This window comes from Paraburkholderia sp. SIMBA_027 (assembly GCF_046535315.1).
In the GTDB taxonomy this organism is placed as follows: Bacteria; Pseudomonadota; Gammaproteobacteria; order Burkholderiales; family Burkholderiaceae; genus Paraburkholderia; species Paraburkholderia tropica.
This window is the reverse complement of record NZ_JAWRWY010000002.1, coordinates 331,677-353,210: the sequence shown is the minus strand read 5'-3', so window position 1 is coordinate 353,210 and position 21,534 is coordinate 331,677. Positions and strand designations below refer to the sequence as shown.

General features: G+C 65.7%; 20 protein-coding genes. 9 read left to right on the top strand and 11 right to left on the bottom strand.

Annotation, left to right across the window (positions count from 1 at the left end; all coding sequences use genetic code 11):
* Positions 1 to 16: 16 nt before the first annotated feature.
* The gene (locus tag SB764_RS04565) at positions 17 to 1,072 is read left to right on the top strand and encodes a GntR family transcriptional regulator (RefSeq protein ID WP_410862778.1); all 1,056 of its coding nucleotides are present in this window, start codon (positions 17 to 19) and stop codon (positions 1,070 to 1,072) included.
* A 12-nt stretch (positions 1,073 to 1,084) separates the two neighbouring features.
* Here SB764_RS04565 and SB764_RS04560 read toward each other — a convergent pair whose 3' ends face one another.
* Genes SB764_RS04560 through SB764_RS04545 form a run of 4 tightly spaced genes read right to left on the bottom strand, consistent with a single transcriptional unit; the run spans position 1,085 to position 3,899 of the window.
* Complete coding sequence (locus tag SB764_RS04560) at positions 1,085 to 1,549, bottom strand: tyrosine-protein phosphatase (protein WP_065060675.1); 465 nt, start codon at positions 1,547 to 1,549, stop codon at positions 1,085 to 1,087.
* Positions 1,536 to 2,051, bottom strand: a complete 516-nt coding sequence (locus SB764_RS04555) for a hypothetical protein (RefSeq protein WP_074982340.1) — start codon at positions 2,049 to 2,051, stop codon at positions 1,536 to 1,538. The genes SB764_RS04560 and SB764_RS04555 overlap by 14 nt, the downstream gene beginning before the upstream one ends.
* Positions 2,048 to 3,196 carry an MGDG synthase family glycosyltransferase gene (locus SB764_RS04550; protein WP_074982660.1) on the bottom strand — a complete coding sequence of 383 codons (1,149 nt, stop codon included), beginning with the start codon at positions 3,194 to 3,196 and terminating at the stop codon, positions 2,048 to 2,050. Before SB764_RS04550 ends, SB764_RS04555 begins: the two co-directional genes overlap by 4 nt.
* A gap of 19 nt (positions 3,197 to 3,215) precedes the next feature.
* Complete coding sequence (locus tag SB764_RS04545; RefSeq protein ID WP_176081862.1) at positions 3,216 to 3,899, bottom strand: YdcF family protein; 684 nt, start codon at positions 3,897 to 3,899, stop codon at positions 3,216 to 3,218.
* Between the two features lie 430 nt (positions 3,900 to 4,329).
* Here SB764_RS04545 and SB764_RS04540 point away from each other — a divergent pair, with 430 nt between their 5' ends.
* The 3 genes from SB764_RS04540 to SB764_RS04530 all read left to right on the top strand — a co-directional run bounded on the left by SB764_RS04540 (position 4,330) and on the right by SB764_RS04530 (position 7,442).
* Entirely contained in the window at positions 4,330 to 4,977 is a 648-nt protein-coding gene (locus SB764_RS04540; RefSeq protein ID WP_183713578.1) for an alpha/beta hydrolase, read from the top strand.
* Between the two features lie 392 nt (positions 4,978 to 5,369).
* Positions 5,370 to 6,443 carry a rod shape-determining protein gene (locus SB764_RS04535; protein ID WP_065060679.1) on the top strand — a complete coding sequence of 358 codons (1,074 nt, stop codon included), beginning with the start codon at positions 5,370 to 5,372 and terminating at the stop codon, positions 6,441 to 6,443.
* A 213-nt stretch (positions 6,444 to 6,656) separates the two neighbouring features.
* Entirely contained in the window at positions 6,657 to 7,442 is a 786-nt protein-coding gene (locus SB764_RS04530) for an alpha/beta fold hydrolase (RefSeq protein WP_110326928.1), read from the top strand.
* 210 nt (positions 7,443 to 7,652) lie between these two features.
* Here the strand turns inward: SB764_RS04530 and SB764_RS04525 are convergent, their stop codons facing one another.
* Entirely contained in the window at positions 7,653 to 8,054 is a 402-nt protein-coding gene (locus SB764_RS04525; protein ID WP_065060681.1) for a hypothetical protein, read from the bottom strand.
* 364 nt (positions 8,055 to 8,418) lie between these two features.
* Here SB764_RS04525 and gltA point away from each other — a divergent pair, with 364 nt between their 5' ends.
* Both gltA and SB764_RS04515 read left to right on the top strand, forming a co-directional pair.
* Positions 8,419 to 9,720, top strand: a complete 1,302-nt coding sequence (gene gltA / locus SB764_RS04520) for a citrate synthase (protein WP_065060682.1) — start codon at positions 8,419 to 8,421, stop codon at positions 9,718 to 9,720.
* Positions 9,721 to 9,971: 251 nt separating this feature from the next.
* Positions 9,972 to 12,242, top strand: a complete 2,271-nt coding sequence (locus tag SB764_RS04515; protein WP_065060683.1) for an amylo-alpha-1,6-glucosidase — start codon at positions 9,972 to 9,974, stop codon at positions 12,240 to 12,242.
* 80 nt (positions 12,243 to 12,322) lie between these two features.
* Here SB764_RS04515 and SB764_RS04510 read toward each other — a convergent pair whose 3' ends face one another.
* A complete protein-coding gene (locus tag SB764_RS04510; RefSeq protein WP_410862774.1) occupies positions 12,323 to 13,390 on the bottom strand; it encodes an asparaginase in 1,068 nt (355 codons plus the stop codon).
* A gap of 236 nt (positions 13,391 to 13,626) precedes the next feature.
* Here SB764_RS04510 and SB764_RS04505 point away from each other — a divergent pair, with 236 nt between their 5' ends.
* Positions 13,627 to 13,842 (top strand): hypothetical protein, encoded by a 216-nt coding sequence (locus SB764_RS04505; protein ID WP_146229948.1) that lies wholly within the window; start codon positions 13,627 to 13,629, stop codon positions 13,840 to 13,842.
* Between the two features lie 167 nt (positions 13,843 to 14,009).
* Positions 14,010 to 15,167 carry a porin gene (locus tag SB764_RS04500; protein WP_065060685.1) on the top strand — a complete coding sequence of 386 codons (1,158 nt, stop codon included), beginning with the start codon at positions 14,010 to 14,012 and terminating at the stop codon, positions 15,165 to 15,167.
* 133 nt (positions 15,168 to 15,300) lie between these two features.
* On the opposite strand, the gene SB764_RS04495 is transcribed toward SB764_RS04500, so the two are convergent.
* The gene (locus SB764_RS04495) at positions 15,301 to 16,875 is read right to left on the bottom strand and encodes an MFS transporter (RefSeq protein ID WP_110326932.1); all 1,575 of its coding nucleotides are present in this window, start codon (positions 16,873 to 16,875) and stop codon (positions 15,301 to 15,303) included.
* Positions 16,876 to 17,008: 133 nt separating this feature from the next.
* Here SB764_RS04495 and SB764_RS04490 point away from each other — a divergent pair, with 133 nt between their 5' ends.
* Complete coding sequence (locus SB764_RS04490) at positions 17,009 to 17,887, top strand: LysR family transcriptional regulator (RefSeq protein WP_065060687.1); 879 nt, start codon at positions 17,009 to 17,011, stop codon at positions 17,885 to 17,887.
* Positions 17,888 to 17,902: 15 nt separating this feature from the next.
* Here SB764_RS04490 and SB764_RS04485 read toward each other — a convergent pair whose 3' ends face one another.
* Genes SB764_RS04485 through SB764_RS04470 form a run of 4 tightly spaced genes read right to left on the bottom strand, consistent with a single transcriptional unit; the run spans position 17,903 to position 21,483 of the window.
* Complete coding sequence (locus SB764_RS04485) at positions 17,903 to 18,352, bottom strand: hypothetical protein (RefSeq protein ID WP_410862772.1); 450 nt, start codon at positions 18,350 to 18,352, stop codon at positions 17,903 to 17,905.
* Positions 18,339 to 19,022 (bottom strand): nucleotidyltransferase domain-containing protein, encoded by a 684-nt coding sequence (locus tag SB764_RS04480; RefSeq protein ID WP_080180206.1) that lies wholly within the window; start codon positions 19,020 to 19,022, stop codon positions 18,339 to 18,341. Before SB764_RS04480 ends, SB764_RS04485 begins: the two co-directional genes overlap by 14 nt.
* Before the next feature lie 48 nt (positions 19,023 to 19,070).
* Positions 19,071 to 20,234, bottom strand: a complete 1,164-nt coding sequence (locus SB764_RS04475; protein WP_183713570.1) for a M20 aminoacylase family protein — start codon at positions 20,232 to 20,234, stop codon at positions 19,071 to 19,073.
* 34 nt (positions 20,235 to 20,268) lie between these two features.
* The gene (locus SB764_RS04470) at positions 20,269 to 21,483 is read right to left on the bottom strand and encodes a diaminopropionate ammonia-lyase (protein WP_321857801.1); all 1,215 of its coding nucleotides are present in this window, start codon (positions 21,481 to 21,483) and stop codon (positions 20,269 to 20,271) included.
* Between the last annotated feature and the right edge of the window lie 51 nt (positions 21,484 to 21,534).

Genomic DNA, 21,534 nt, shown 5'->3' with positions numbered 1-21,534 from the left:
CGCCAGCAAAGCAACGATGACGAAACGCTCACGCGCCACCCAGCCAGAGCACGCCCCCACAGCAGCGGCGGACCTACCCGAAACCAACGCGGACAGCCGCCTGCGTTACCGGCTGATTCACGACCAGTTGAAGAGCGCGATCGCGCTTGGCAAGATCGCGCCCGGGCTCGTGCTGCTCGAAGGGCCGGTTGCGCGCATGTTCGGCACGAGCCGCGTGCCGGTGCGCAAAGCCTTCGAAATGCTGCATGCGGGCGGTCTGCTGCATACCTTCGACGGACGCGGCTATCTCGTCGCGCATTCCGACGGCAGCGTGCCCGAACCGCTGCGCGCGCCGCTTTCGGAAGCCGCGCTCGGTTTCGACGAACCGCCCACGCCGCTCGACATTCCCTCGACCAGCGAACGCATCTACGACGCGCTCGAAGCGGCCATTTCGCTGGGCGTCGTGTTCGGGCATTTTCGTATCGACGAAACGCTCGCCGCGCAGCATTTCGGCGTGAGCCGCGGCGCGATCCGCGAGGCGCTGACGCGTTTGCGCGATGTGGGTCTCGTCGAGAAATCGGCGTATTCGCACTGGTTGTGCGGGCCGCTCACCGCGCGCGCGGTCGCGCAGGATTACGAACTGCGCCTGCTGCTCGAACCGGCCGCGTTGCTCGCGAGCGCGCCGTCGCTGCCGCGCGAGCGCATCGAAGCGGCGCTCGCGCGTCTGGCCGACGCCATCGCCGATCCGGATTCCGTCGACGCCGCCGCGCTGTATCGGCTCGAAACGGATCTGCACGTCGATTGCCTGCGCCATGCGCCGAACCGCAAACTGCTCGCGACGATCACCGGCGCGCATATGCCGCTGACGGTGAATCACGCCTTCTACGACGCGTTCAATCTGCATCCTGACAACGGCATGCTGATCGAACATCGCAGCGTGCTCGAAGCGTTGCGCGACGGCGAGTTCCAGCGCGCGTCGCAAGCGCTGGCCGTGCATCTCGAACGCGGCCAGAAACGCACGCTCCAACGTCTGAAGGTGCTGGCGGTGCTGCCCGAGCCCGCGCTGCCGCCGTATATGCAGCGGCTCGCATAAAACCCCTTGTTTTCAGGGGTGTTTGCCGAGTTCGCGGCGTAGACGATCGATATCGACTTCGGTCAGATAGCGGCGGATGTTCTGCCAGATCGCATGAAAACCGAAGCCGCCGTTGAGCAGTTCGTCGAGCGCGGCTTCGCGCGTCCAGTCCTGATAGACGATGCGATACAGCGCGCAGACGAGGCCGGTGCGATCGGCGCCATGCTGGCAATGCACGAGGATCGGGCCGTCGCGTTCGGCATGACGCAGCGCGCGCAACGCGGCGAGCATGTCGCGATCGCGGATATTCCAGGTGTTGATCGGAATGCGCAGCGTGGCGATGCCGGAGCCCGCGAGAATGCGGCGATCCGAATGAAACGCGCGAAAGCTGATGACCTTGCGCACGCCAAGTTCCTGCAGATGCGCGACATCCTTGCGCGACAGGCGCGCGCTGCGAAACAGCGAGGGCGTGAGGCGAAACAGGTTATGAACGGCCATAGAACGGGTCTTTCGAAGTGCGCCACCATCCGCGCGACAACTGGAACAGCACGAGCGCGACGGCGCTCATGGTCCAGTAGTCGGTGGGCGCGGGGCCGAACCAGTGGACGTGCCACGGCACGAAGGCGGGTTTGAATCGCGCGAGTCCGAACGCCGGGTTCAGCACGAACCACAGAAAATCCTCGGTAATCCAGAACACCATGATGCAGGCGATCAGGCGAGCTTCGATGCGCCACGACCAGCGCGCGCTGAAGATCGGCGGCAGATGGAAGAACAGCGCCACGAACGGAAAGACCCACGCGTGATAGCCGGTCATCGGGCGGCCGCCCCAGAATATGTCCTGCAGCCAGCTCTTTTCGATGCGCCACGTCGGCAGATTCGCCGCCCAGCCCGCGCTGCCTTCGATCTGGATTTCGACGTTGGCGAAAAAGAACGCGAGCAGCATGACCCACGCGACCAGCACGACGGTGCGGCGCGCGGGCACGAATCGCGCGAGCGTCATGCCGCGGCCCCGCTGCCGGTGCCGGTCACGAGGTCGAGCACCGTGCGCGCGGCGAGCGGACGTCCGAGCGGCACGCTGCGCTGACGCATCGCGTCGAGCTTCGCGGGATCGTGCAGCAAGGTGTGCACGCGATAAGCGAGGGCGTCGTCGTCGATGGCCTTGAGCGCCACGCCTTGTTCGAGCAGGAAGTCGGCGTTGCGCTCTTCCTGGCCGGGAATCGGCGAATTCAGCAGCATCGGCAGATTCATCGCGAGACATTCGGAGGTCGTCAGGCCACCGGGCTTCGTGATGACGAGGTCCGAGCACGCCATCAGGCGTTCCACTTCGCGCGTGAAGCCGTGCGGAAACAGGCGGCCCGGATGCGCCTTCGCCTGTTCTTCGAGCGCGGCCAGCAGGTCGCGGTTGCGGCCCGCGAGCGCGATCAGCTGGAAGTCGCCGTCCATGTCGAGCAGACGCGTGGCGAGCTGATCCATCGGCCCGAGTCCCGCGCCGCCCGACATCATCAGCAAGGTGCGGCGCTTCGGATCGAGACCGAGCGAGGCCGCGCATTCGGCGCGGTCGAGCGGCTGGCTGAACGCCGGCATCACCGGAATGCCGGTCACGTGGATCGCGTCCGGCGGCAGCCCGCGCGTGCGCATGCGCCACGCTACTTCGTCGTTGGCCGCGAAATAGCCGCTCAGATGCGGGACGACCCAGAGCGTGTGCAGATCGAAATCGGTGACCTGCACCCAGACCGGCACGTCGAGACGCGTCTTGCGGATCTCGCGCGAGAGCAGTTCGGCGGGCAGAAAATGCGTGCAGACGATAGCGTCCGGCTGCCATTGCTCGATTTCGGCGAACAGCGAGCGGCAGTTCAGGCGCTCGACGGCGCGGCGCAGTTTCTGCGAGAGCGCGGCCGGATCGGTGCGATCCGTCTTCTGGTAGAGATAGCTCCAGATGGCCGGCTGCGAGCGCACCAGCGCGAGATAGAGGTCGGTGTAGATCTTGCGGAACGTGGACGGCACGAAGTCCATGACGTCGAGATGCAGCGCTTCGATACCGGCCGGATGCGTCGCGGCGTAAGCGCTGATCGCTTCGGCCGCGCGCGTATGGCCGGCACCGGCGCTGACGCTCAGCACCAGCAGTTTCTTCACGGGTCGCTTCATTTCACGCAGGTCGTGCATTTCATGTTTTCCAGGCAGGGACGGACGTCGGGCCGGGCGCGCCGGTGGGCGCATCGGCGGCCTCGCCCGTGAACAGACTGCGGATCAGGTTGAACATCGACAGGAACGGGCGGATCGTCACGGGCTGTGCATCGGGATTCTCGCCGAGGCGCACGCGGTAAACGAGCCACGCGGGCACTTCGCGCCAGCTCGAATAGAGATCGCGCACGTGGAAGGTGCGCGGATAGACGCCGTAGACCGCGAACGCGTCGCCGCCGGCGCGCGCGACGGCGAGCCGGGCGCGCGGCAGGTGGTAGTACTGGCTGACCAGCGTGACCGAGCCGAGATGTCGTTCGCGCATATAGGCGATGAGATGCTGGGCGCTCGCAAGCGTGTTGTCGCCGGCGCGGTCGGGGACGATGTCGTGCGGCTCGACGCCGTGCTGAATCAGATAGTTCTGCATGGCGAGCGTTTCGTCGAGTCCTGGACCGTCGAGGCTGCCGCTGATGAAAAGCCGCTGGCAGCGGCCCGCGCGATAGCAGTCGAGACCCGCGTCGAGCCGCTCGGCGAGCAGTCTCGCGGGCGTGCCGTCGGCTTCGAGACCGTTGCCGAAGATCGCGCCGAGTTCGGACGGCTTTGCGGGTGTCGCAAGACCCGAGAGCGCGATCGCGAGGGCGGCGAGGACCCAGACGATTCCGATCAGCATGCAAAGGCGAAGAAGGCGGGACCGTCTTCGGGGTGTGTGCGTCATGACAACCTTGCTGGAGTGCGGGTGTTCATTGGCTGCGCGGCCGACGTGGGCTGCGGCGGCAACGATACCACGCGAGATGCGCGGCGGCCGCTTGTGGGGTACGAGCGCGGAGTGCGCCTGGCGCACGCGGATCGCGAACACACGGGCGCAGCGTAGCGCCGCGAAGTGCCGGTGCGCCGCGATTCTGGCGAACTGTGTCGGGCCGCGTCCGCGCGCGTCGACATTCCGGCATCGACCTTACCGCCGCCTTTCGTCCGCCCGACTCGCCGACACCGCGCGCGCGGGCGTCGTATGCTTGCGGCTGGCGCGCGGCGCGCAAAGGGCGATGCCCGCTTCGCGATCCGCGCATGCATCCGGCGATCAAGCTCACAGGGGAATCGCAACAATGAGCTGGGGACAATTCGATGGCGGCTGGCGTCTCGCGCCGGCCGAAGGCGCGCCGCGCGCGCTGGTCGTGCTGCTGCACGGCGTGGGCAGCAACGCACGCGATCTGGTGCCGCTCGCCGACGCCTGGCGCGACGCGCTGCCCGGCGTGGCGTTCGCGTCGCTCGACGGCAGCGAGCCGTTCGATGGCGGCTTCGGCGGCCGCCAGTGGTTCAGTCTGCGCGACGTGAACGAAACGAATCGCGGCGCGCGCGTCGCGGCGGCGCTGCCGGTGCTGCAAAAACGTCTCGCCGACGAACTCGCGCATTGGGGCCTCGGCGTCGACGCACTCGCGCTGGTCGGCTTTTCGCAGGGCTCGATTATGTCGCTTTATTACACGGCGACGCAGGAGCAGGGCGCGGCCGCCGTGGTCGCTTTCGCGGGCCGTCTGTCGACGCCGGTCGTGGCGCATAGCCAAACGCCGATCACGCTCGTACATGGCGAGGACGACGAAGTGATTCCCGTGCAGGAACTCGAACGCGCGGCCGTGGCGTTCAGCGACGCGGGCTTCGCCGTCGCCGCGTATGCCTTGCCTGGCGTGGGTCACACGATTACGGCACAGGGCGCGATGCTCGGCCGCGACGCGTTGGTGCGCGCACTGCAGCCCTGAGCGCGCACGCGTTCGCGTGCAATGCGCGGACGCGAAACATCGCGCGGATCGCGCCTGAAAACGGCGCGCATTCCGCAGACGAATTCAGCCGTATTGCGCTGAAAATCAGGCCGGAACGGGCCGCCTGTCGCGGCGGCCCGACATCATTTCTTTACATTTGTGAATTAGGCTGCCGGGTTATTTTTGGCGCGATTAAAGTCTCGCCCGGCTTGGCCGTTAACAGGAGCCAGTGGGCCACGGGGCCCCACGTGCCCGATCGCGTTTCACAGCGCGCGCAGACCTTCAGACAGGCGGTATCCACGAGATGCCGACGCTCGTTTCTGACGGCTGCACACCGGGTTGAAGATCCGGAACGGTCCGCCGGCAGGGCCGCTCCATACAGACAAGACGACATGGCTCAAGCCGCGCGGCATTCTTCCTTTTTGCACAAGCTGTCCCGCCACGACGTGGCGCTCGATCTCGGCACGGCCAACACGCTGATCTATACGGCGGACGAGGGCATCGTGCTCGATCAGCCCTCGGTCGTCTGCTTCGAGCGCGGCGGCGCTTTGGGCAAGGCCGGCGAAACGACGGTCGCCGCCGTCGGCCGCGACGCGAAAGCGCTCGTGGGCCGCGCGCCGCAGAACCTCGAAACCGTGAAGCCGCTGGTGCATGGCGTGATCGCCGACTTTTCGGCCGCCGAGCACATGATGCGCCGCTTCGTCGCGATGGCGCAGCCGCGCCGCCTGTTCGGCCGTCGTCCGGCCTTCACGGTGTGCGTGCCGGGCGCGGCCACGCGTGTGGAGCGCCGCGCGATCCGCGAGGCGGCGTTTTCGGCGGGCGCGGCGAGCGTGAACCTGATCGGCGAATCGCTGGCGGCGGCGCTGGGCGCGGGGCTGCCGGTCGGCTCCTCGACCGGCTCGATGGTCGTCGATATCGGCGGCGGCACCACCGAAGTGGGCGTGATCGCGCTCGGCGCGGTGGCCTGCAGCGGCTCGATCCGCGTGGGCGGCGACCAGTTCGACCGCGCGATCATCGACTACGTGCGCGGCCTGTACGGCGTGATCATCGGCGACCAGACCGCCGAGCATCTGAAAAAGACCATCGGCAGCGCGTTGCGCGGCGAGCCCATCGAGCGCCTGCGCGCGACGGGCCGCAGCCTCGACGACGGCCTGCCGCGTACCGTCGAAGTCACGAGCGAAGACATCGCCGATGCGCTCGCCATGCCGCTGCGCCAGGTGATCGGCGTGGTGCGCCAGGTGTTCGAGACCGCGCCGCCCGAACTCGTGACCGATATCGCCGACACCGGCATCGTGCTGACCGGCGGCGGCGCGCTGCTGGGCCGCCTCGATCAGTGTCTGCAGGCCGAACTGGGCGTGCGCGTGCGTATCGCCGACGAGCCGCTTTCCTGCGCCGTGCGCGGCGCGGGCGCGGCGGCGGCGGGTGCCGTCGAGGCCGGCCAGCCGGACTTCCACGGCCACGACTGAGCCTTTGCGCGCCCCGGCCGGCGCGTCGCCCAGGTCACTCCTCACGCGCGGCGGGCCGACGTGCGACAATACGCGCCTTTCCCGGCGCGCCGCACGTTTTGCGCATGCTGACGCGCACGCGCAGCCGGTTTGTCGTCTCCATATCATCCAGCCGTGAATCAAGCCGTTTTTCCCGCTCCCGGGTCGTTTGTCGAACTCCCCGGCGGGCAGCCCATGCCGTATGTCGAACGCGGCGAGGGCGAATTGCTCCTCTTCATCCACGGGTCGCTGTGCGACTACCGCTACTGGCAGCCGCAGATGTCGGGGCTCTCCGAGCACTACCGCTGCGTCTCCGTGAGCCTCACGCACTACTGGCCCGCGGCCGCGCCCACGCCCGACCAGCCGTTTAGCTGGAGCCGTCACGCCGACGAGATCGCGCAGTTCATCGACGCCCTGGGCGCCGGTCCCGCGCACGTGATCGGCCATTCGCGCGGCGGCTCGGTCGCGTATCACTTCGCCCGCCGCTATCCGGATCATCTGCAAAGCCTGATGCTCGCCGATCCCGGCGGTCCGGTGCAGATGCCGGGGCAGAGCCTCGCGAAGCTGCCGGAAACCGTCAACGCGCTGCGTGCCCGCGCGGTGCAGCTGATCGAGTCCGGCGACGTGAACGGCGGTCTCGAACTGTTTGTCGATTCGGTGAGCCGTCCCGGTTTCTGGGGCAAGAGCACGCAGTCGTTTCGCCAGATGGCGACCGACAACGCGCACACGCTCGGCCCGCAGTTCCTCGACCCGCTCGCCGCGTACACGCGCGAAGAGGCCGCCGAGGTGACGTGCCCCGTGCTGCTGATCGACGGCGAATTGAGCCCGCAGATGTTCCAGCGCGCGGCGGCGGCGCTTGAAGAGTGGATGCCCGATGCGCGTCGCGCGACGGTCGAAGGCGCGTCGCACGGCATGAATCTCGCGCGTCCCGGCGCGTTCAACGATCTCGTCGATCACTTCGCGAGCGGGCACGGGCGCTGAGTTTCAGCGTCATGCCCGACAAACAAACGGCCGCATTGCGCGGCCGTTTTCACATCCGCCGATTCAGATCGGAATCCTGATTAATCGGCGCAAAAAACAACCGCGAATGCGCGTCGTAAGCAGAAAGTAATGCGGGCGGGGCGGCCCGAAAATCAATATGTCGATCCCGGCCCGCCCGAGGCCTGACGCGCGGAAGTCGCGCGGGAATGCTTAGTCGCGGCCGTGCGCGTGCGCGTCGAGCTTGTGCTCGGCGGCTTCGCCAACGAGGCCCGCGTAGTAGAGGTGCACGCCGATGGCGAGCGAGTCGTTGCGGATTTCGTGGAAGGCCTTCCATGCCTTCACCGGATCCTTGAACACGAGGTAGTGCGCTTCCTGAGCGACGAGGCGCGCGACCTGATGCAGGCCGTGGCCGTGCAGCGCGTCGACGAGCGCGTCGAGGCTGCGGTGCGTGCGCGCATCGGTGCGCGGATACAGCATGTGGAGCACCGCCACGCGTTCGTTCGCGAGCGCTGCCGACAGGGCGACAACGATGTCCTGGTGATTGAGGGCCGTGACGACGGCGCCCTCGGCAAGTTCGTCTTCCGCGAACAGGGTGTCGATCGAGATGTTCATCTGTTCATTCCTTACGTTTTGCGTACAGCGCGTGTGGCCTTAGAAAAAAGGCCCGCCTTCGAGGGCGGGCCAATGATGCATGCTCTGACAGGGGAAGTCGTTGCATGTCAAGCAGTATGTCAGAGCTAAACCCGCTCATGTTGTGTTGCAGAGCAAAATATTGTTGCAGGAATCGATGTTAAGGAAGCTGCAAGTATTCAGTGTTGCGGGGTTCAATAGGCATTGTTGCAGCCTGGGCTATCAATCGATGTTGCATTGCGCCGTAAAATGCGTCAAGTGGTCGCAGTGAGGCCGGTCCGGAAATTCGGGCGACGGGCGGCGCTGCGTCTTGCGAGATGACTGCAATTCAATGCAAGGACAAGACATGATCGATTCGAAGACTCACGCCACTCTCACCATCCCTGGTTCGGCCGAAGGCATTCAGCTGCCGGTCTACAAGGGCACGCTGGGCCCGGACGTGATCGACATCCGCAAGCTGTACGGCCAGACCGGCATGTTCACGTATGACCCGGGCTTCATGTCGACGGCATCGTGCAACTCGGCGATCACCTATATCGACGGCGACAAGGGTGAACTGCTGTACCGCGGCTACCCCATCGACAACCTCGCGCAGAACGCCGACTTCCTCGAAAGCTGCTACCTGCTGCTGAAGGGCGAACTGCCGACGCAGGCGCAAAAAGACGAATTCGTCGCGACCGTCACGAACCACACGATGGTTCACGAGCAGATGCACTTCTTCTTCCGTGGCTTCCGCCGCGACGCGCATCCGATGGCGATTCTGGTCGCGGCCGTCGGCGCGCTGTCGGCGTTCTATCACGACTCGCTCGACATCAACGATCCGAAGCATCGCGAAGTCTCGGCGATCCGCATGATCGCGAAGCTGCCGACGCTGGTGGCGATGGCATACAAGTACACGGTCGGCCAGCCGTTCGTGTATCCGCGCAACGACCTCTCGTACAGCGCGAACTTCATGCAGATGATGTTCTCGAACCCGGCCGAGGAGTACAAGGTCAACGACGTGCTGGTGCGCGCGCTCGACCGCATCCTGATCCTGCACGCCGACCACGAACAGAACGCCTCGACTTCGACGGTGCGTCTGGCCGGTTCGTCGGGCGCGAATCCGTTCGCGTGTATCGCGGCCGGTATCGCGTGTCTGTGGGGCCCGGCGCACGGCGGCGCGAACGAAGCCGCGCTGAACATGCTCGAAGAGATCGGCTCGGTCGACAACATCCCCGAATTCATCCGCAAGGTGAAGGACAAGAACTCGGGCGTGAAGCTCATGGGCTTCGGTCACCGCGTGTACAAGAACTACGATCCGCGTGCGAAGCTGATGCGCGAAACGTGCCACGAAGTGCTCGAAGAACTGGGCCTGCACGACGATCCGCTGTTCAAGCTCGCGATGGCGCTCGAAAAGATCGCGCTCGAAGACGAATACTTCGTGTCGCGCAAGCTCTACCCGAACGTCGACTTCTACTCGGGCATCGTGCAACGCGCGCTGGGCATCCCGACCGCGATGTTCACCTGTATCTTCGCGATGGCGCGTACGGTGGGCTGGATCGCGCAATGGAACGAAATGATCGGCGATCCGGAGCAGAAGATCGGCCGTCCGCGTCAGCTCTTCATCGGCAATACGCCGCGTGAAGCGAAGCCGATCGCGCAACGTTAATCGACAACGCCGAACCCGATCGCCGGACACCTTGCATGAACGCTGCATAACGTTTGAACACGCGGCGGCCACGAGCCGCCGCGCCGCGATCGACGGGCGCCCGCACGTTTTACCGTGCCGGCGCCCGTAATTTTTTCCGGCGCGCGGTTAGACACCCATCGGGCATGCAGGATTTGACGCGAACGGGTCCTGAGCCACTACAATCGAGCGGAAGGCGATGTGTACGGAACGGCTCTAAAGGAGACAACGTAATGCAGGATCCTGAAACACTCGGTGGCGTCTCGCGTTCGAGCGGCGTGGATCATCCCGATCAAACCGCCGACGGCGCCTTCATCGCGCCCGAAACCCCCGAAGTCGCAAGCGCCGACCAGCATGTGCTGAAGTCGGGCGACACCTTCATCGTCAACGATCCGCTCGGCGATATCACCGGCATCGACGACGGTCTCTTCGTCAACGACACGCGCGTGCTGTCCTCGCTGCGTCTCACGTTCGGCGGCCGCGTGCCGTCACTGCTTTCGGGCAGCGTGAGCAGCGACAACACGGCGTTCACCGCGCATTTCACCAATCGTCCGCTGCCGCCGCTCGGCGGCACGAGCACGCCCGAAGGCGTGATTCACGTCGAACGCGAGCGCGTGCTCTCGGGCACGATGATGACCGAGGCCATCGAGCTCACGAATTACGGCACGGAAGAAGCGGTCGTGCCGCTGTCGATCTCGTTCGCGAGCGACTTCCGCGACATGTTCGAAGTGCGTGGCCTCAAGCGCGAAGTGCGCGGCGAACTCAAGCCGCCGCGCGTGGAAGGCAGCGAAGTGCGGCTCGAATATATCGGCCTCGACAAAGTTGCGCGGCGCGTGAGCATCGAGTTCTCGCCGAAGCCCGACAAGCTGCTCGCCGATCGCGCCGACTTCACCGTCGCGCTGCCGGCGCAGGCCTGCGTGTCGCTCTATCTCACGGTCGCGATCGAAGTCGAGCCGCTCGAAGGCGCGGCGCCCGATACGCCGAGCGCGGGCATCATCAAGCCGGGCCATTGTCTCGCCGACTCGAACGGCCAGAGCGTGGGCCGCGCGGCGATTCGCGCCGCGCTGGTCGACGCGCACATCGTGATGCGCGAACGCCGCCGCCAGACCGCGCGCGTGCGTTCGAGCAATCCGCTCTTCAATTCGTGGATCAACCGTTCGATCGCCGACCTCAGTCTGCTGACGACCGATCTACCGACCGGGCCGTATCCGTACGCGGGCATTCCGTGGTTCTCCACGCCGTTCGGCCGCGACGCGATCATCACGTCGCTGCAAACGCTGTGGCTGCAACCGGCGCTCGCGCGCGGCGTGCTGCGCTTTCTCGCCGCGCATCAGGCGCGCGAGGACTCGGCGTTCCGCGACGCCGAGGTCGGCAAGATCATGCACGAGTTGCGCAAGAGCGAAATGGCGGCCACGGGCGAAGTGCCGTTCGCGCTCTACTACGGCGGCGTGGATTCGACGCCGCTGTTCGTCGTGCTGGCAGGCGCCTATGTGGAGCGCACCGGCGACCTCGCGCTGATCGACGAACTCTGGCCCGCGCTCGAACGCGCAGCGGGCTGGGTCGCGGGCGTGTGCGACCGCAATCCGCATGGTCTGCTCGATTACCGGCGCGAGTCCGAAGGCGGGCTCGCGAATCAAGGCTGGAAAGACAGCCATGATTCGGTCTTTCACGCCGATGGCCGCTTTCCCGACGGGCCGATCGCGCTCGTCGAGGTGCAGGCCTATGCGAGCGCGGCGTTCGAGACGATGTCGCGTTTCGCGACGCAACGCGGTCTGATCGAGGACGCCGCGCGCTACGCGGGCCGCGCCGCGAAAATCCGCCGCTGCGTGGAAGAGAAGTACTGGATGCCGGAGTCGGAGTTCTACGGCATCGCGCTCGACGGGCACGGCGATCTGTGCCGCGTGCTCGCGTCGAATGCCGGTCATCTGCTGGCCTTCGGGTTGCCCGAGTATGAACGCGGACGCGCGGTCGCGGAGATTCTCGAATCGGCGCTGTTTCATACGGGCTGGGGCGTGCGTACGCTCGCGGCGGGCCAGGCGCGCTTCAATCCGATGGCGTATCACAACGGCTCGGTCTGGCCGCACGACAACGCGCTGTGCGCGCGCGGCCTCGCGCGTTACGGGCGCAAGGAAGCGGCGGTGCGATTGCTGCAGGCGCTGTTCGAGGCGGCGGTAACGTTCGACATGCGTCTGCCCGAGCTGTTCTGCGGTTTCCCGCGTCGACGCGGCTCGCCGCCCACCGCGTATCCGGTCGCGTGTCTGCCGCAGGCCTGGGCGGCGGGTTCGCCGTTCATGATGCTGGAGGCGTGTCTGGGCGTGAGCATCGACGCCACGCGCCGTGAAGTGCGCATCGAGCAGCCGATGCTGCCCGAAGGCATCGACTGGCTCGAAGTCGGACATCTGCGGGTGGGCAACGCGTCGGTCACGCTCACGTTCCGTCGCGTGGACGGCAAGGTCGTGGCTTCGGCGGACCGCAGCGACGTGAAGGTCGTGGCGGTGCTCTAACGCCTGCGTCTCGTGTTGCCGGCGCCGCGCGGTGAAGACCGCGCGGCGCTTTCTCGTTTATCGCTTCCTCGTTTGATCGATCAGGCTCGGGCGAGCGTGAAACGCGCTTCGAGCGCGCCTGTGTCGACGCCTCGCGTATTGAGCACGTGCGGCGTGTCGTACGCGCGCAAGGCGGCCAGTTGCTCAGGCGTGCCAATGCCGAGCTGCCGCAACACCTCCACGACGATCGCATACAGCGCGGTCTGATTCCCGTCTTCCACTTTCACGGCGATGCCGAGCGCGTTCGCTTGCTGTGAGCCGCGCTTCCCATTCGGTCTCACGCCGATCGCGTAGCTGCCCGCCGCGCCCACCTTGCCGACCACGTCGCCGCCGAACGCCCGCATGAGCGTCGTGCAGAAGCGCTGCTCGCCCGCGACCATCTCCGGATGCGTGGTCATCGCGCGATGGATGCGGGCGAGCGCCTGCGTGCGCGGGGAAGCGCGGGTGGCGTCGTCGCGTTCGAGGGTGTCGGCTGCGTCGGCGAGCTTTGCGTACAGGCGCGCGAGACGATCGAGCGGGAAGGCCGGCGTGGGCAGATTGCAGCCGTCGATCGCCCATTGCACGCCGTCGTCGGGTAAATCGCAGACCTCGGCGACCGCATGCTTCACGCGCAGTTGCAGCGGATGCCCCGCGAGGTGGTAATCCTCCAGCGGCGCGCCGATCGCGCGCGCCCCCGCGAGCATTCCCGCGTGCTTGCCCGAGCAGTTGCTGCACGCCGGGCCCGGCTCGAAGCCGCGTTTGATCCAGTCGCGCCAGACGGCATCCGACAAGGGCGGATGGCCGCCGCAGCGCATGTCGGCTTCGTGCGCGCCCACCTTCGCGAGCATGGCGAGCGTGCGTTCGATATGGCGCGCTTCGCTGTTGTTCGAGCCGCACATGAGCGCGAGATCGGCGTCGTCGAAACCGAGACGATCGAGCGCGCCCGTTTCGATGACGGCCAGCGCCTGCGCGGGTTTGGCCGCCGAACGCACGAGCGTGAGCCGATGTGGATCGCCGAACGCGTAAAGCAGCGCACCGTGCGCATCGACGACGGCGATATGGGCGAAGTGGGTGGTCTCGACGAGGCCGCCGCGATACAGAACGGCGGCGGGCGGCGTAGCGGTCGTCATGGGGTGTCTCCGTGGCTGGCGGTTCGGGTCGCGCGACGGCTCGCGCCGGATCGGACGTGGCGCACGCGTGCTGCGGATTCTAACGCCGCATGGCGAGCGCATTCGTCATCTGAATGGCGATTTGAATCGCGTCTTGAATACGCTTATGAATTACGCATTGAACGCGCGTAATGTTCACGTCCGGCTTAATCGATATATCGCGATTCAGATTTCATTTTCTTTACGATCGCGTCTGAATGGTCGATTTATTGCATCGCATGCGCTTTTTTGGGGCGCGAATTGCACCGCCGATGCACGCGTTATTGGCAGGTGTTCTTTCGGCGCAACGCCTGCCTCAATTTCAACGCAATTTTTATTTTCGAAGCCTTATGATGCGCCTGATCGTTATTTCCGCCACTGGGCGCGGCGCCACGAGCGGCCTGCCCGGCATGCCTGCCTTGTCTTGCAAGTGAAGGTCGGCATTGCGTCGTTCGCAATAATCGCTTGTCGTTATTGAGGTATTTCGCAATTCAAGCGCGATTCGCATGGATCTGCGAAACGCACTGGCCGCCTCGACAGGTGTTGTGTGGAAAGCGCATTCGATTCAATGAATTAACGCCAAAACCCGGAGCCATAAAACATGAAAAAATCGCTAATCGCCCTCGCACTTACCGGCGCTTTTGCCGTCTCCGCGCATGCCCAGAGCAGCGTCACGCTGTACGGTCTCATCGACACCGGTCTCGTCTACACGAACAACCAGATGGGCCATAGCAACTGGCAGCTCAACAGCAGCTCGACGCAGAACACGGTGTTCGGCCTGAAGGGTACGGAGGATCTCGGCGGCGGTCTGAAGGCGATCTTCAAGCTCGAGCAAGGCTTCATCCTCAACAACGGCGCGCAGGCATTCTCGGGCGACATGTTCGGCTCGCAGGCGTGGGTCGGTCTCCAGGCGGATCAATACGGCACGGTCACGTTCGGCCGCCAGTTCGACGTGATGAACGACCTCGTCGGCCCGCTGACGGCGGAATTCAACACGTGGGGCGGCAGCCTCGCGGCGCATCCGTTCGAAAACGACAACCTCGCGGCGAACTCGGTCGTCATCAACAACTCGGTCAAGTACGCGAGCCCGACGTGGTACGGCGTCACGTTCGAGACGATGTACTCGTTCAGCAACCAGACCAGCTTCGCAAGCAACCGCTCGTACGGCTTCGCGGTGTCGTACGCACAAGGCCCGATCAACCTCGCAGCCGGCTACCTGCAACTGAACGGCGCGGGCAACGGCAGCGGCGCGGTGCAAACGAGCGACGCGAGCGCGAACTTCGTGGCGCAACGTCAACGCGTCTGGTCGCTGGGCGGCAACTACACGTACGGCCCGGTCACGGCCGGCCTCGTCTGGAGCCACTCGCAGATCGACAACGCGTCGGGCGTGTTCTCGTTCGGCACGGGCACGTACCTCGGCAGCGGCGACAACTCGGCCGGCTCGCTCGCGGGCTCGCTGCGTCTGGACAACTTCGAAGCGAACGTGAAGTACGCACTGACGCCGGCATGGTCGGTGTCGGGCGCCTACACGTACACGCACGGCGCGTACAACGGCTCGAACCCGGGCTGGAATACGGCGATGCTGCAAACGGACTACGCGATCAGCAAGCGCACGGACTTCTACCTCGAAGGCGTGTACCAGAACGTCCACGGCGCGCCGGAAGGCTCGGTGCTCTCGCACGCGATGATCAACACGCTGTCGCCGTCGTCGACGGACACGCAGGTTGCCGTCACGGTGGGCATGCGTCACGCGTTCTGATCGACGGGTCGTGTGACTGGCGCGCGCGGCTTGGGCCGCGCGTGTCGATCGAACGATGCGGGTTCGTCCTTCGCGGCGAGCCCGCATTTTCTTTTTCGTCGAATTGTTCGGATGACGAAATAATTGGCGCGATTCAATCGCGTGCGTCGGCCATCAGTTTGACTGCAATGGCGCTCACCAGCGCCACGACGCCGCTCACCAGCAACGCCCGCGCGAAACCGTGCGCGAACGCGAGCGGCGCGGCCTGCGCCAGCAGATGCGCGGTGGGCGCGTCGAGCGTGCGCAGCGCCTCGCCGGGGTCGCCTGCGAGCAGGCTCGCCATGAAACGCGCGTCGATGGCATGGAGCGCGGCCGGCACGCTGGCGATCGACTGCACGAGCGCGCTGTGCGTGCGCACCGCGAGCACGGCGCCGAGCACGCCGACGGCGGTCACGATGGCCGTGAATCGCGTGGTCGTGCTGATGCCCGAGGCCATGCCCGTGCGCTCGCGCGGCACGCAGGCCATGATGGCTTTTTGCGTGTCGCCGTTCATGACGCCCGCGCCGGTGCCGGTCACGAGCATCGCGAACGCCACGGCGAGATAGTGGCCGCCCGCCGCGCACGCGGCCATCGCGAGATTGCCCGCGCCGATCAGCGCGAGGCCCGCGCTCAGCACGCCGCCCGTCGTGACGCGCCGCGCGAGCGCTGCGCCGAGCGACGGCCCGGCGATCATCGCCGCCGCGAACGGCAGCATGCCGAGACCCGCCTGCAGCGCGGTGAAGCCGAACGCGATCTGCAAATAGAGCGGCAGGAAGGTCATCATGACCTGAGCGCAGGCCGCGTAACCGAACATGCCGAGCAGCGCGCCGACGAAGCGCGCGCGCCGGAACAGGCGCAGATCGATCATCGGCCGTGTTTGCCAGCGCTGGCTGCAGATGAAGAGTGCGAACAGCGCGATGCTCGCTGCGCCCCGTCCGAGCGTGGCGCCCGATTGCCAGCCGTGCGCGGGAATGCCGATCAGCGTCGACACGGCGCACGCGAGCGCCGCTGCGAAAAGCATGCCGCCGGGCAGATCGAGGCGCTTGGCGTGCGGATCGCGCGATTCGTCGATGGCGCGCCGCGCGCCGAGCGCGAGCACCGCGCACACGGGCAGATTCATCAGAAAGATCCAGCGCCAGCCGACCCATTGCGTGATCGCGCCGCCGACCCACGGCGCGATGGCGGTCGCGATGCCCATGCACATGCCCCAGATCGCCCATGCGCGCTCGCGCGACGGGCCCTGTGCGAAGCGGTGCGCGATCACGGCGAGCGCAGACGTGAGCAACAGCGCCGCGCCCAGGCCTTTCACGGCGCGCGCGGCGATCAGCAGCGCCGCCGTGGGCGCCGCGCCGCAGCCGAGCGAAGCGAGCGCGAACAGCGCGAGGCCGCATTGCAGCACGCGACGGCGGCCGAAGCGGTCGGCGATTGCACCGGCAGGCAGCAGGCAGGCGGCGAACGCGGTCATGTAGGCGCTCACGACCCATTCGATGTCGGCGAAACTCGCGTGAAAAGCGTGCGCGATCGCGGGCAACGACACGGCGACCACGTTGGTGTCGAGCACGATCAGCGCGCAGGTCGCGGACGCGACGGCAAGCGTGACGTTCGGATGGCGGCTGGAAAACGAATCCGGGTGCGGATCGGTCGGCGCGGCGGAGTCGAGCGCGACGCTGGAAACGGACGAATCGGACATGGCGATGAGCGATGGTGGCGCGCTGGAAAAGACGTGAAGAAAAAGACGCGAAGAAAGAGCCCGCATCGTCGCATCATCGACGGTTATCAGTCATTGCCATAAAATGGCAATTTGCTTCACGAAACCGGTAATCATGAGTCGTCTCGAACTGCGCCACGTGCGGGCCTTCCTCAGCGTGGCGCGGCATCTGCATTTCGCGCGCGCGGCCGAAGAGCTCGACATGGCGCCGCCCGCGCTCACGCGCCACGTTCAGGAGGCCGAGCGTCATCTGGGCGCGCGGCTGTTTCATCGTTCGCGCACGGCGGTGTCGCTGACCGCGGCGGGCGAGGCGTATCTGCCCGAAGCGGCGGCGGCGCTCGAACATCTGCAGCGCGGTCAGGAACTCGCGGCGCTGGCGGCGCGCGGCGAGGTGGGGCGGATCGTGGCGGGCTATGTGTCGTCGGCGGTCTATTCGGGCGCGCTGCAACGCTCGATCGGCGAGTTTCGCGCCGCGTGGCCGCGCGTGGAAGTGAGCGTGACCGAGATCCCGATGGAAGACGTGGCGCGGCGTCTGGAGACGGGTCTGCTCGACGTCGCTTACGTGCGCCCGCCGCTCACGCTGCCCGACACGGTGCGCGTGTTCACCTTGCAGCGCGACGCCTTCGTGGCGGCGGTGCCGGCGGATTCGCCCTATGCGGCGCTGGAGACGCTGCGGCCGGCCGATCTCGCGGAGGCCAGTTTCGCGGTGCCGGAGCAGGAGTTCGGCACGCTCGAACTCGCGCGTCGCGGGCGCTTCGTGCCGCGCATCGCGGCGCGGCCGGGCGGCTTGCTGGCGGTGCTTGCGTGCGTGTCGGTGAACGGCTGGGTGGCGGTGATTCCCGACGCGCTGGCGGGCTGTGTGAGCTTGCCGGGCATCGTGTATCGGCGGATTGCGGGCAAGCCGATTACGTCGGAGTTGGCGCTCGTGTGCCGCAGGCACGAGCGCGCACCCGCGGTGCGGGCGTTTTTGCGGTTGGTGCCGAAGGCGAAGTGAGGGGGCGAGTCGCTTTTACTTGAGCAGCGTCGCGGCGTTGGCCTGGAGCCAGTCGAAGACCTTCGCCTGATACGTCTGTGCCGTTTCGATCGCCTCGGCCACATCGCCTTCCGTCGCAAGAAAAGCCGCCACATACTTGCGGTTCCGCCAGTCCTGCAAGGCCTCGACGCTGTCCTGCAGGCGTTGCGGCGTCTTCATGACGATGGCCGCCGCTTCGAGCACCTTGACGTGATGCCCGGGCCTCGCCGTCGCGCGACAGCCCTGCGTGGAGATCACGCCGAGGGCGCAGAAGAAGACCGCGTCGTAGGCGGCGTCCATGCGTGTGCTTTCGCTGATATCGGTATTGCGTGCGTCGCGCAGTTTCTTGTCGGCCTCGCCGATCCACGCGCGCAGATCCGCCTTGTTCGCCGCGCGGCGAACGAGGGGTGTGTTGGGCTCGTTCAGCAGGTCGTCAAGTGTGGGCATCCAGCGCTCCGATTAACGGAATCGTTGGATTGTGCAGCACGTCGGTGACGAACGCGTCCTGCTTGTTGACGAGTTCACGATATAGCGCAGGCCGAATGACGCTTGCATTGATGGGGCGTCCGCATCGACGCGCCAGCGGCTTGAGCAGTGCGTTGACTTTCAGTTCGGGCACATCGCCGACAATCAGCACGTCGATATCGCTCTCGGCCTTTTCCTCGCCGCGCGCGTAAGAGCCGAAGATCACGGCCGCCACGATGCCCGGGACGGCTTCGAGCGTGTTTCGCAGACCGTCGACGAGTTCGCTGCTCTGACGAAAGAGGGCACCGAGCGGCACGAGCGCCGGATCGAGCGACGCCTGATAACCGGTTTTGCCCGAACCGCACAGGATGCCCACATCGGTCCATTTGCGCAGCCAGCGATGAATGTTGCCGGGATCGACGCCGGTTTCCTCGGCGAGCCTGCGCGCGCTGTAAAACTGCGCGGGATGTTCGAATAGATGTCGCAATACCTTGTAGCGGCCGCTGCCGCCAAACAGCTCGGAGAAAAGTGCTTCATTCATGGCGGCTCCTGTCGAACGGCGAGGGTTGTTGTGTATTAGACAACAAATGTTGTGTTTTGTACAACATTCGAACACCACTTGGCCGCCATTTGACGACTGGTTGTTGTCCATTCTACAACCTTTGTTGTTCAATATACAACGAAACTCCCCACACGCCGCTCACCTCGCCGCCAACTGCATCCGCGCAATCTCCGCAAAATACCGCGCGCCTGTCGTCAGGATGCTGTCGTTGAAATCGTAGCCGGCATTGTGCAGCGGCGTGCCGCCGTCGTCCGCGTCGATGCCGTTGCCGATGAACGCAAAATTGCCCGGCACGACCTGCAGAAACGCGCCGAAGTCTTCCGAAATCATCATCGGCTGAACATTCGCGTCGACCTTGTCCGCGCCGACGACCATGCTCGCTGCTGCCGCAGCCACGTCGACGAATGCCGGTGTATTCACGGTCGGCACGAATTCGTGTGTGTACTCGAACGTGCATTCGGCGCCATGTGTGCGGCAAATGCCTTCGCTCACTTCGCGCATGCGGGTCGCCAGCAGACGCTGCACGTCGGGCGAATAACTGCGCGTATCGCCTTTGATGACGACGTTCGAAGGAATCACGTTGCGCAGACCATCCGTGATGATTTCCGTGCACGAAATAACGGCGCTCTGGCTCGGATCCAGATTGCGCGAAACGATCGTCTGCAACGCGAGCACGATCTGCGCGGCAATCACCACAGGATCGACGCCCATATGCGGCCGCGCCGCATGCGTGCCACGCGCTTTGATATGGATAACGAAGTTATCTTCGCTGGCCATGACGCCGCCGGATCGCGTCGAGATGCTGCCTGCGGGCAGGCCGGGCATATTGTGCACGCCGAAGATGGCGTCGACGGGAAAGCGCTCGAACAAACCGTCGGCCATCATGGCCTTGGCGCCGCGTCCGTGTTCTTCGGCGGGCTGAAAGATGAAGCGCACCGTGCCGTCGAAATCGCGACGTTCCGCGAGCAGTTGCGCCGCGCCGAGGATCATCGCCATATGTCCGTCGTGGCCGCAAGCGTGCATCTTGCCCGCGTTGCACGACGCATAGGGTCGGCCGGGCGCCTGCTCGGCGATATTCAGCGCGTCCATCTCGGCGCGCAGGCCGATCGCCCGCGTTCCGTTGCCGACTTTCAGATTGGCGACGAGTCCGGTTCCGCCGATGTTCCGGTGCACGTCCATGCCAAGCGTCTTGAGAATGTTCGCGACGTAATCGGACGTTTGGACTTCTTCGAACCCGGTTTCGGGATGCTGGTGCAACTGGCGGCGCCAGCCTTGCAGCTTTTCTTGCAGCGAGGTTTCCATGTCGTGACCTGTCTCGTGACTTGTTGTGCCGATGTCAGTGTTCGATCGCGTTCATCCACGCCGCCTGGCGCGTGCCGACGCTGATCGCCGACTCGCCGACCAGCGCCTCGTAGACGCCGGGCGCCGTCGCGCCTTCCGTGTTGATAACGAGCACGTGCGATGCCGATCCCAAGCCGACTTGCAGTGAAAATTCAGGATTCCGTATGAGTTCGCTCAGGCCGGCGAATCCTGCCGCGCCCGATTCGCCCACGACCAATGGCGCATCGCGTTCCGAGCCGGCGGCGAGCGCACGCATGGCGGCCACGGCGTCGTCGTCGCTGATGGTCATGAAGTGGTCGATGCAGCCCTCGAGAATTTTCCACGCGAGCGGCGAGGCTTCGCCGCAGGCCAGTCCGGCCATCACCGAATCGACGCTGCCCGTTGCGCGAGTCGCGCGGCCCGCCATCGCGCTTTGATACAGACAGTCGGCCTGTTGCGGTTCGACGACGATGAATTGCGGTCGCTGCGCGCCGAAGTGTTCCCAGAGATAACTGGCGACGCCCGCCGCCAGGCCGCCGACACCGCCTTGCAGAAACACGTGCGTGACCGGGCTGTCGAGTTGCGAAAGCGTCTCGGCCGCAATCACGCCGTAGCCCTGCATGACGTCGCGCGGAATTGTTTCGTAGCCGTCGTACGAGGTGTCCGAGACGACATGCCATTGATTGTCCGCCGCGAGTGTCGCGGCATGTTCGACGGACGCGTCGTAGTCGCCTTCAATCCGGACGATGCGTGCGCCGTAGTGCGCGATGGCGTCCTCGCGTTCGCGGCTGACGTTGGCATGAAGCACGATCACGCATTGGCAGCCGATATCGCGTGCGGCCGCGGCCAGCGCTTTGCCGTGGTTGCCGTCCGTCGCACTGATGACCGTGAGCGACGCGAGCAGGTCGGCGTAATCGCCGCGCAGCAGGCGCTGTGGATTCAGCTCGTGCGTGTGCCAGAGACGCAGGATCAGCCGCGTCAGCGCGATCGGCGCGCCGAGCGCCTTGAAACTGCCGAGCGGCGAGCGCAATCCTTCGTCTTTCACGCTCAGGCGCGCGATGCCCAGCGCCGAGGCCGCATCGGGCAGATCCCACAAAGGCGTGGCGGAGCGCGAAAGCTGGCCCCAACTGGAGAGCCACGTTCCGCTTTCATCCGCCGCGCGCACGTTCAGGATAGTTTGCAGCGAGGAAGGGTAAGCGGCACACGTGGCGCGCGGATTGGCGATCAGCATTTAACACACTCCGTAAGACATGGCGTCGATTCGATGCGTGAAATAATATTG